Origin of the sequence: Paenibacillus sp. CECT 9249 (genome assembly GCF_918697855.1) — a bacterium.
Classification (GTDB): domain Bacteria; phylum Bacillota; class Bacilli; order Paenibacillales; family Paenibacillaceae; genus MSJ-34.
This window is the reverse complement of record NZ_CAKKLI010000046.1, coordinates 32,488-43,009: the sequence shown is the minus strand read 5'-3', so window position 1 is coordinate 43,009 and position 10,522 is coordinate 32,488. Positions and strand designations below refer to the sequence as shown.

Annotated in this window: 10 protein-coding genes and 1 pseudogene; 5 read left to right on the top strand and 6 right to left on the bottom strand. The window is 48.0% G+C overall.

Going from position 1 to position 10,522, the window contains the following annotated elements; genetic code table 11:
- Positions 1-114: 114 nt before the first annotated feature.
- Complete coding sequence (locus tag LQ229_RS22330; protein ID WP_230192948.1) at positions 115-615, bottom strand: PadR family transcriptional regulator; 501 nt, start codon at positions 613-615, stop codon at positions 115-117.
- A 39-nt stretch (positions 616-654) separates the two neighbouring features.
- Positions 655-1,503, bottom strand: coding sequence for a sialate O-acetylesterase (locus LQ229_RS22325; RefSeq protein WP_216538956.1), 849 nt, complete (start codon positions 1,501-1,503; stop codon positions 655-657).
- A 218-nt stretch (positions 1,504-1,721) separates the two neighbouring features.
- Between LQ229_RS22325 and LQ229_RS22320 the strand changes: the two are divergent.
- Positions 1,722-2,226: pseudogene (locus tag LQ229_RS22320) on the top strand (2OG-Fe(II) oxygenase).
- A 372-nt stretch (positions 2,227-2,598) separates the two neighbouring features.
- Positions 2,599-3,945, top strand: a complete 1,347-nt coding sequence (locus LQ229_RS22315; protein ID WP_216538957.1) for an MFS transporter — start codon at positions 2,599-2,601, stop codon at positions 3,943-3,945.
- A 49-nt stretch (positions 3,946-3,994) separates the two neighbouring features.
- On the opposite strand, the gene LQ229_RS22310 is transcribed toward LQ229_RS22315, so the two are convergent.
- Positions 3,995-4,663 (bottom strand): FadR/GntR family transcriptional regulator, encoded by a 669-nt coding sequence (locus LQ229_RS22310; protein WP_230192947.1) that lies wholly within the window; start codon positions 4,661-4,663, stop codon positions 3,995-3,997.
- Between the two features lie 193 nt (positions 4,664-4,856).
- Here LQ229_RS22310 and LQ229_RS22305 point away from each other — a divergent pair, with 193 nt between their 5' ends.
- Entirely contained in the window at positions 4,857-5,939 is a 1,083-nt protein-coding gene (locus tag LQ229_RS22305) for a lactonase family protein (RefSeq protein ID WP_216538959.1), read from the top strand.
- 63 nt (positions 5,940-6,002) lie between these two features.
- Here LQ229_RS22305 and LQ229_RS22300 read toward each other — a convergent pair whose 3' ends face one another.
- The 3 genes from LQ229_RS22300 to LQ229_RS22290 all read right to left on the bottom strand — a co-directional run bounded on the left by LQ229_RS22300 (position 6,003) and on the right by LQ229_RS22290 (position 8,197).
- Complete coding sequence (locus LQ229_RS22300; protein ID WP_216538960.1) at positions 6,003-6,548, bottom strand: superoxide dismutase family protein; 546 nt, start codon at positions 6,546-6,548, stop codon at positions 6,003-6,005.
- Positions 6,549-6,567: 19 nt separating this feature from the next.
- Positions 6,568-7,320, bottom strand: a complete 753-nt coding sequence (locus LQ229_RS22295) for a divergent polysaccharide deacetylase family protein (RefSeq protein ID WP_230192950.1) — start codon at positions 7,318-7,320, stop codon at positions 6,568-6,570.
- A 127-nt stretch (positions 7,321-7,447) separates the two neighbouring features.
- Positions 7,448-8,197, bottom strand: coding sequence for an endonuclease/exonuclease/phosphatase family protein (locus LQ229_RS22290; protein WP_216538962.1), 750 nt, complete (start codon positions 8,195-8,197; stop codon positions 7,448-7,450).
- 155 nt (positions 8,198-8,352) lie between these two features.
- Here LQ229_RS22290 and LQ229_RS22285 point away from each other — a divergent pair, with 155 nt between their 5' ends.
- Positions 8,353-9,828 carry an alkaline phosphatase family protein gene (locus LQ229_RS22285; RefSeq protein WP_216538963.1) on the top strand — a complete coding sequence of 492 codons (1,476 nt, stop codon included), beginning with the start codon at positions 8,353-8,355 and terminating at the stop codon, positions 9,826-9,828.
- An 84-nt stretch (positions 9,829-9,912) separates the two neighbouring features.
- Positions 9,913-10,512, top strand: a complete 600-nt coding sequence (locus LQ229_RS22280) for a hypothetical protein (protein WP_230192945.1) — start codon at positions 9,913-9,915, stop codon at positions 10,510-10,512.
- The last annotated feature ends 10 nt before the right edge of the window (positions 10,513-10,522 follow it).

The window sequence follows — 10,522 nt, the reverse complement described above, 5'->3', positions numbered from 1 at the left end:
AAACGCGTCATTCAGGGAGAATTATCATAATTCCCCCTCTCGTATATCCGGATGCGGTCAGATTAACCGTCAATAGCAGGATAACTTACACCATCAATCTCCGGACATTATGCGTTAGCAATAACACCAATTTACATTAACTTTATGGTGTGAAATGGAGTTTTCTAACATACGAACAAAACTCTTCGTGAGAGTTGATCTGTTTGCTAAAGCATCCTCTATGAGAGAAATTTTTTTCTCTGTTTGTTTAATCTGAACAAGAATTAAATCCCTCATCTTTTCTTTGTCGAATTCATCTTCAAAAAGCATAGCACCATAAAAGGAAAGATTTACATAATCCGTTTTTGTCCCATACTTAGTCATTAAACGATTAAACTCTGTAATTCCTAACTCAGTAAGAATGTATTTATTTTTTTCTCTCGATTCTGAATTCCTCGCTTCGGAAATACGTTCAATCAGTCCTTTTTCTTCTAACTGTTGAATGTTGTAATAAAATGAACCTTTGGTGTAATTGACTACAAACTCGTAATTTCGCTCATTCATTATTGCCAAAAGTTCATATCCATATGAACCTGGTTTTTCTTTTAACAAACCTAAGATTAAGAGTGGAATCAATTGATTGATCTCTCCTCGTAAAATGAGATTAATGTTGTTTTACTTACTTTCATTAATATTGGAGAGATTAATAGAAAACTCCTCAAAACTCAATTGTCCCAAGGCAAACTTCATACTTTGAACAAATATACGTTCATTTTTAGTTAGTTCACGTTTTGCTTCCTTCTCAATCCATTCATGCTCTTTGTCCAAAATATCTAAAACATGCTTTCGTTTTGAAAAAGCTTCATAATATCTTAATCCAAATTTTCTTTGGGAGATAGCATCAATATGAATGCCATCGGGATTTGCTGTTAAGCCTTTTGATGTTACAAAATAGCAATTTTTTTCGGCATGAGCAACTTTAGATAATATTTGGTTTATTTGTTTATATTCTACAGCGCTTTTTCCAAATCCGACCTCTCCAAGGTAATGTCCCAACTCACCGATTATAATTGGGATATCTGGTGCATTTAATTCTTCCCTCAAGTGTTTAAATAATGAAATCAATTTATCCTCATACGTCTTATAACGTTCTCCGTGACTGTCGCTTTCTCCTTGATGCCACAGAATTCCCACTAATTCACTTGTTTCCATAGCGAATTTTGCTTCAGAAATCGCATGTCTTGTTAATAGTCCGTCAATTGCCCACTCATCAATAGAGCTTCCTCCCTCGGCACATGCTATTACCCCAATGGACTCCCCCGGATGATCCTCTGTCCAAGCCTGAGCAAAAGAGGCTGCCGGCCCAACACCAGATACGTGACGATCAAAATTAAGAGGTTCCGCCATCATTTGCCATCTACCGTTTCGCAACATATTTATACGCTCATTATAAATCGGCGGGACATCCTCAATAAATCCTCTGCCTGCCATATTTGATTGTCCGATTATTAATATAGATTTCATAGATAAACCTTCTTTCTTTGTTTGCGATGGTCTAATTAGACTATTGAGAGTATAGTTTAATTAGACTTTTTTTGTCAAGTCGATTTTGTCTTTATTCAACTAAAGGGCGCTTATGCAGCAAGAACTCTGTCACTAAACCTTAAAATCGTGATGGAGCTTATGTCCTTGATTATTATTTACATAATATATATTATTTATACTAATTGGAGGGGGCAGCTATGCATGAAACGATAGAGACGAAGATCGCTTCGCTTGCATGGGAGCGGATCCATCAGACGTTGGACCGGCAAGGATTTGCGAAGCTGCCCCCATTGCTCGATAGCGGGCAATGCCTTCACCTGATCGGGTTGTACGAACGGGAGGAATTGTACCGAAGCAAGATCGAAATGAGCCGATATCGGTTCGGAGAAGGAGAATATAAATATTTCGCGTCCCCTTTGCCATCACTCGTGCAGCAGCTGCGTGCTTCGTTCTACCCCGAGCTGGCCCAAGCGGCGAATCGTTGGTTAGCACGACTAGGCAAGGAAATGAGATATCCCGCTGCGCTGGATGAATTTTTGGCGAGTTGCCACATTAAAGGCCAGCTTCGCCCGACTCCTTTAATTTTGAAATATACGGAAGGGAAGAGGGGGGATTATACAACATACGGTGCGCCATGGCGTCAGTAATTTTCTCTCAGGCACACGATACGGACTCGGGATCATATTCCATGACGCCAAGTGAGCTTCCGTTCTCATCATAAAATTGACTATATTATAAACTAGGCTATATATTAATATTATATAATATTAATGATGTTAATTAAAATAATGCGTTGACATAACGGTGTGATTGCGGCTATTATAGACCTGTGTAGTCTTCGATTAAGAGCGGGCCCTTCATGTTCGAATGCCGTTATACCGCGTGCCGGAATGGTTGCCGCGAGTATAACCGCGAATTGATCAACGCCGTTATTTTTGAATAATCAGGGATATTGAGGATCTTTAAAAACTTCATTGGGAGGGTGAATAAAGATCGTACGGACCACTTCGGCAAGATATAATGCGAAACAGGATCATACGGATTACAATAATAGCCAAGGAGGCGTATTCGAAGATGAGGAATGAACAAAAAGGGATAACGGATAACATCCCATTATCCGGGAATCAGGCGAATCGTTGGCAGATCTACGGCGATTCTCCGGAAAAAAGAAGGCGGCTCCAGCGCAGGACGTTGTTGATCGTTGTGCTTGCGCAAATTTTGGGCGGTGCGGGGTTGGCGGCAGGTGTTACGATCGGCGGTTTGCTGGCACAACAAATGCTAGGGACCGACAGCTTTGCCGGCGTTCCCTCCGCGCTCTTTACGCTAGGTTCCGCCGCCGCGGCGCTGCTGATCGGGCGGATGTCGCAACGGTTCGGCCGCCGCATGGGACTTGCGGCAGGCTTCATGGCCGGCGGGATCGGGGCTGTCGGCGCTGTGCTCGCGGCGGTCCTGCCGAATATCCCGCTGCTGTTCGTTTCGCTGTTTATTTACGGCGCAGGCACCGCTTCCAATTTGCAGGCGCGTTATGCGGGCACCGATTTGGCCAAACCGAACGAGCGGGCCAAGGCAATCAGCGTTATTCTAACATCGACTACATTTGGGGCGGTTGCCGGCCCGAATTTGGTGGACGCGATGGGACGGTTTGCAGCGTCTCTCGGCGTTCCCCCTCTGGCGGGGCCGTTTCTGCTCGCTGCGGTCGCCTTTCTTTTTGCCGGTGTGGTGCTGCTGGCGTTTCTAAGGCCCGATCCGTTCCTAGTGGCCAAAGCGTTGGCGCAAGATAAGCTCGCGGATAAACAGTTCGTTACGGGCGGAGAGCAGCCGCGGGCAAACGATAACCGGAAAATTGCGGTGGGGGCGACGGTGATGATTTTAACCCATGTCGTTATGGTCGCCATTATGACGATGACCCCGATCCACATGCAGCATCACGGACACGGTCTAGGGGAGGTCGGGCTCGTGATCGGCGTGCATATCGCGGCCATGTATCTTCCTTCGCTTATTACCGGAATATTGGTCGATAAATGGGGAAGGACGGTAATGGCTTACGCTTCGGGCGTGACATTGCTATTATCCGGGCTGATGGCAGCTTGGGTGCCGGCCGATTCGATGGCGCTTCTTATGATCGCGCTCGCCTTGCTTGGCCTTGGTTGGAACTTCGGTTTGATCAGCGGGACGGCGATCATTGTCGATGCTACGGCGGCGGCTACCCGCGCGAAAACACAAGGCTCGATCGACGTTCTCATCGCTTTGACCGGCGCCTCCGGCGGCGCGCTTTCCGGCATGGTAGTCGCGAATTCAAGCTATGCAATGCTCTCGTTGGCCGGCGGCATCATGTCCTTGCTGCTGATTCCGGTCGTCATTTGGTCCCGCCGACGTCCGAGCGCAAGACAACGCAATGAAAGGGTGTCGATGGGCAGTTAAGCTATTCTCCCCAGCGAACTGCGCCACTTTAAACGGCGATATGCTCGATCTAAGAACGAGAGGAGAGGAGGTTGATCATATCCGATGCCACCTTCTCCGCCGCAACGGGATCGCGATCCCGAATCGTATTGTAAAGCTCGTTATGAAGCGTCGTCAATTCATTCAACAATTCGAGATTGCCGAGAGTGCTGCTAATCGCGTACCGCAAATGTTCATTCATATAAAGATAAAGTTCATACAACAGATCGTTATGAGCGGCCGACGCAATCGACATATGAAATTCGACATCCGCACGGACGAAGGCGTCCAAATGTTCGGTTTTTTCATTTCGTTTGTCCAGACAGGCGCGGATTCTTTCCAAATCTGCGGGAGTCCGGCGGATCGCCGCCAACCGTGCGCATTCCCTCTCCAAGCAATACCGCGCCTCCAACGTGTCGGCAATGCTGCTTCCACGCAATCGTCGCAAAACGGATGCTTCGAAATGGTTCGACGCTCGCACATACGTACCGTCGCCTTGTCTCGCTTCCAGCATGCCTGCGTGGATTAAGGCCTGGACGGCTTCCCGGATCGTATTGCGGCTAACACCGAGCTGCTCCACCAATTCGGGTTCCGCGGGAATTTTTGTTCCGACGGGCCATTGGCCCGATTCGATCAGCGATTCCAATTGAGAAGAGACTTGTTTCGCCAAAGACGAACGGACAGGTTTTTGCAATTCCATATGAAAACCTCCAAACATAGGATGATGCAGTATCTTGATCATAGCATAACATCGGTTCCTCGAACAATAACGCGAGAGTCACGATCAACAACCCTATCTTGAGCCGAAATCATCCAATCGATTTGCACTTTCATAGAAACTGCATTAAAGTGATAAGTATCATTACAATAATGTGGCAAGGGGTTTTAGTCGAATGAAAGATCGTATGCTAGTATTTGCAGGTTCCTATGCGGAAGCTTCCGATTTTGGCGTATACGTTTATTCGTTAGATGAAATTACGGGAGCGTTAACGTTATTGCATCAGGTTTCGGGCTTGAAAAATCCGACTTTTTTACATTTGGACGCCGAGAAGCTGAAGCTTTATTCGATATCGGAAGAAGAAGCCGACGGCGGGAAAGCGGGGGGAGCGGTCTCGTTCCGGATTGATCCGGTTCAAGGCACTCTGACCGAAATCAACCGCCGAATGTCAGTTCCCGCTACGACATGCCATATCCAAAAAGACGATTCGGACCGTTTTCTAATCGTGACGAGCTATCATGGGGGAATGGTCGGGCTAATGGCGCTTGAAGAGGACGGCCGCATCGGCGAAACGCTTGACGTTCGGCAGCATGAAGGCCAAGGAGCGCATCCCGAGCGGCAAACGCAGCCTCATCCGCACTCATCGTTCTTCAGTCCGGATTGCCGCTATTTGTACGTTCCCGATCTGGGCATTGACCGGATCCGGGCGTATACGCTTGACGCCGAACGCCAAAAGCTCCATGTTCATGGCGATACCGTACTGCATGCCGGGGCGGGACCGCGACATATGGTATTTCATCCGAACGGGAAATTTGCATATGTCATTAACGAAATCGATTCCACCGTCACTTCATTCCGTTATGACCCGGAGACAGGCGCATTGCACACTTTCGATACCGTTTCGACGCTGCCGGCCGGGTTCGCAGGCGAGAATATTTGCGCAGAAATTGCCGTTTCCGCAAACGGAACCTACTTATACGGCTCGAACCGCGGACATGACAGTATCGTCGTATACGCGATCGATTCGAATAGCGGCCGATTGTCGTTCGTGGAGCATGTTTCGACAGAAGGACGCCATCCAAGACATTTCGCGTTAACGCCGGGAGGCCGTTTCTTACTCGCCGCGAACCGGGATACGAACAATATCGCTACATTCCGGGTGGACGAGACGACGGGGAAGCTGCAGTTTACCGGTCATTCCATCGAAGCGTCCAAGCCGGTCTGCATCCAGGCCGCTTATTTCTCCGTTTCGCAATAATTCGCAAAAGAAAAAGACTGGCGTCCGTCATGGTCGCCCAGTCTTTTTTGCATAAACGGACAGTTATGGCTTGATGATCGCACAAGCGATTCGGTCTCCCGAATTGCCGGAAGGATCGGTGGTGTAATCGTCGGCATTGGCATGGATAACGAGCGCCGTACCTCCCGGCTTCAGCAATGAATTCGGTTTTCCCTTCTGCAAAGTAACGGTTGTCGTAACGAGATCCGCTTTTACTTTGCCGTTTGCGCCGACTTTCAAATTCGGCAAATCTCCTTCATGAAACCCGTGCGCGTTTTTAAAGCCATGTTGCTTGTTTTGCAGATTGAAATGCGCTTCCGCCGTTTTGAAATCGGGAGCGTCGCAACGTCCGACAGCGTGGAAATGAATGCCGTGCTCGCCCGGAGGGAGTTTGGACGCTTCGATATGGATTTTCACTTCGGCGCCGGCCTGCGTAAGTCGGGCCGTCCCGATTTTCGTTCCTTTGCCGTCGATGATGTTCACTTTCATTTTGGTCATGCTTTCATCGGCGAACGCTTGCGATGCGCCGGCGCCGATCGAAGCGAGCAGAAATCCGCACGCTAAAAACCATTTGATTGCTGTTTTCGCCATCTTCGTTCCTCCTACTTGTTCACAAATGTTTCGTCGGGTCCTTGTAAAGCAGCAAATCGGAAATTTTCAGAAATGTAATATCGTTTTTTTTCATAATTTCATACTGTTCCCGCAATACTTCCGCCATGATCACGCCGCCGGCCCCTACATGGCCGATCGCGATGCAGGGCGTATGTGCGTTCAGATGACTGCGCATCGTTTCAAACTGCTTTCTCATGAAGGGCTTCGTACGACGATTGTCCAAGAACAGATGGTTTTCGATGCTCGGCACACCCATCTCGTTTGCTACCTTGGCCACAATGCTATGATAACTTGTATGGCTGTCCAAGAAGAAGAGGCCGCGTTCTTTGCATACATCCAGCACGATGCGCATCACCCTCGGATCGGTCGTCGCTTTCGAGCCCATATGATTATTTATGCCGATCGCGTGGGGGACGTCGTCGATCGCCGCATGGACGCGTTTGCGAATTTCCTCCTCGGATAGATCGGTCGAAACGACGCCGGGGCCGAGCCATGTCTTTCTGCCGGAGAAAGGTTCCATCGGCAAATGAACGATTACATCGTGTCCGACGCGATATGCCTGTTCCGCGTCCCGCTTGGTGGTAGGCAGGAAAGGCATGACGGCTACGGTCAAATGAAACGGGAGCTCCATCATTTCCTTCGTTCCGCGTCCGTTATTGCCGAAATCGTCGATGACGACAATAGCGTATTTCTCCCGCACATTTTGAAAAGCCGGGTCTGCGCCTGTCGACGCAGCAGTCGACGCCAACATAACGGCTGCCAGCAGCAGGCTAGCGCATCCGGTTGCAACGATTCGCCGTGCAAACATAAAATCACCAGATCTCTCATGATGTAGTTCCGATTGGAAACATTTATAATATTTCCCTATACCTCCGTTTTTAATCAGGAAGAAGGGAAGGATCGGATAAGACGACCGCAGCTTGCAGAGGCAAATGATCCGACGCTTCGTAACGATCCGAAATAACGCCCGACGAAACGATTTGAAAATGACGGCTGACGAAAATATAGTCCAATTGCATCTTTGGCCGGAACGAAGGATATGTGAGGGAAGGAGCCGCATTCCAACTTACGTCCGTTAATTGTTGCGTTAGGATGGACCATACCTTTGATCCCGGTTTTACGTTGAAATCGCCCATGACAAGGACTGGACCGCCGTCGTTCATTATTTTGTTGCGGATAAATCGCGCTTGTTTCCGTTGCAATAAGGGGGAGAGGCTTAAATGGGTCACATAGCATTTGAGCGGGTGCCCGTCCATATCCAGTTGGGCCTCCAATAAGGCCCGATTTTCAATGGCAGCCGGCGCTTTGAAAATGTGGTTATGCTTGCATACGATAGGAAACCGGGTCAAGAGGGCATTTCCGAATTGGCGCACGGTCGTATCAAAGTCTCGATGCGTTCCCGATACGATAGCCGGTCCGAATACGGCATGGTTCGTCTTTAACCGCTTCGATAACCATTCAAGCTGGTCGATGTCGTTGCTTCTTTTCGAATAACGGTTATCGACTTCGTTCAGGGCGACGATATCGGCGTCGCTTTCTTCGATAACGCGGGCGATGCGTTCCAGGTCAACAATCCTGTCGATTCCTTCTCCATGATGAATATTAAACGTTACAATTTTTAACAGCATGGCTTGTTCCGCCTTTGTTCGACGTATTCCTACCCGTATTATGCACCGGATATCCCGGTCGTATCAAGCTGGTCATTCCCATCTTGGTTTCATAATCGCAATCGTTTCGGAACATACTATATGATGTTTTACTACGGTTTGAAAGGTAATGAATAATGAAAAAAATCATTTTTCTCCTGATTGATTCGTTCATGCCAACGATTCTGGAAGATTGCGTTCGCCATCGAACGGTTCCGGGACTGAAGTTTCTTATGGACCGGGGTCGATATTGGGCGAACTGCGCGACGGTGTTTCCAACGATGACGGCTTCGGTTGACAGCTCGTTAGTGACGGGAACGTATCCCGACGTTCACCGGATCCCGGGACTCATCTGGTACGATCCGGAGCAGCAAGAAATCGTAAATTATATTAACGGATGGAATTGCGTTCGCAAGCTCGGCCTGGGCAAATGCGCCAAACATGTACTCTACAATTTGAACGAAAAACATTTAAGCGCCCATGTGACGACCGTCTTCGAAGAACTAAGCCGGAGAGGGAAGACATCCGCATCTATTAATGCGATTGTCCACCGCAGCGTCAAGCGGCATATGATCAAGCTTCCCGCTCTCATGAATATGATGTCGGGGTTACAGTTTCGCAAAAGCAGCATTTCCGGGCCGGAGACGATGACTTTAGGCTCGCTCGTTCAATCGGACATTCTGCAAGATATTCCCCGGCCGATGCAAGGATACGAGGAAATGTGCGGCATTAACGACGATTTCGCGAAACATGCAACCAAAATTTTGATTCAATCGGAGAAACAGCCCGATTTTACGCTCGTGTATTTTCCGGATAACGATCATGAGATGCATAAAAAAAATCCGGCTCACGCGGAAGAAGCTTTAATCCGTGTGGACCAGCATATCCAGGACATTTTGTATGCATTCGGTTCGTGGGAGGAAGCCGTGAAGCAATGCATATTTATCGTAACCGGCGATCACGGGCAAACGCGAATCGGGAACGAAGAACGGTTTAACATCGATCTGGATCGGTTGCTGGAATCGTTTCGCGTATTGCAGTTAGGGGAGAAAATCGGCAGGCACGATGTTGTCGTTTGCAATAACGAACGGATGGCTTATCTTTATCCTTTGCAAGCGGATATCCAGCCGAAGCTGATCGAGCAGCTTCTGAGCGAACCGCGAATCGATATCATCGCCTGGAAAGAACAGCGCGAAGTGGCGGTCAGAGAAGGCGGATCGGGAAGGAAAATGTATTTCCGGCGCAACGGGCCGTTTACGGATATTTACGGGTCCGAATGGACCGTGGTGGGCGAAGAATCGGTGCTCGATCTGAAGATCAAGGAAGGAATCATTCATTACGGAGATTATCCGGATGCCCTGGCCAGACTATACGGAGCTTTATATTCCCAGGACATTCCGATGATCGCCATTACCGCCAGGCCGCGGTACGAATTCAAGAGCCGCTATTTCCCGATGCATATGAACGGGGGCAGTCACGGTTCCTTGCATAAATACGATTCCATCATCCCGTTGATCGTAACGGGTACGGATCATGCGGTCCAAGAGCCTCCAAGACTGGTCGATTTGAAACAATTTATTCTTGAACTATGCGACAAGGAAAGCAATTGTTAGTAATTGCGCTGCAACTTCCCACCCATGAATTACGCGATTGCAAGATACACTAACCCTATATCATTCGATAAAGGGGAAAGGTTCATGAGGTTGAAATCCTTCGCATTATCCGTCTGGAATATGGTGGATCCGATTTATTATGCATGTACCAGATTACGGTGCGTCGGGCAAGACCGGAAAAACAGCACGTTCCGAGTCAGACTTACTTCTTTCAAAGGCCGAAATGTACATTTATCCGATGGATCGGTGATCGAAAAAGGCGATACGTTGTTGAAAATTCATTTGCACAACGTTATTTTGCTGAAAGATATGCTTTCCATAAAAAATGAAATTAAGAAAGGGAAATTTCTATATCGCGCCATTGAACAATCGCTCCCCGATCTTGCCGTTTATTTGCAACATCACCCGAAAATCAACGATATCAAGGGGATAATCGGAATTACGATGTTAAACAAAGGGGTGGGCGGCTTAGGTTTCGAAGCGATTCCGATTCCCAATTCGTTATATAAATGGGTAAAATACGTGACGATGATTCCCATTTATTTCTTATCGGCGAACCAACCGTTGAAACATGTAAAAAAACAATCTCCAGCCTATTTATTTATGTCCAAAAACGTTCTTATGCAAAAATACGGAGGGGGAGGCGCCGATACGGCCTTACGCGAACCAATCCGACACGCATAAAGACTCTGAC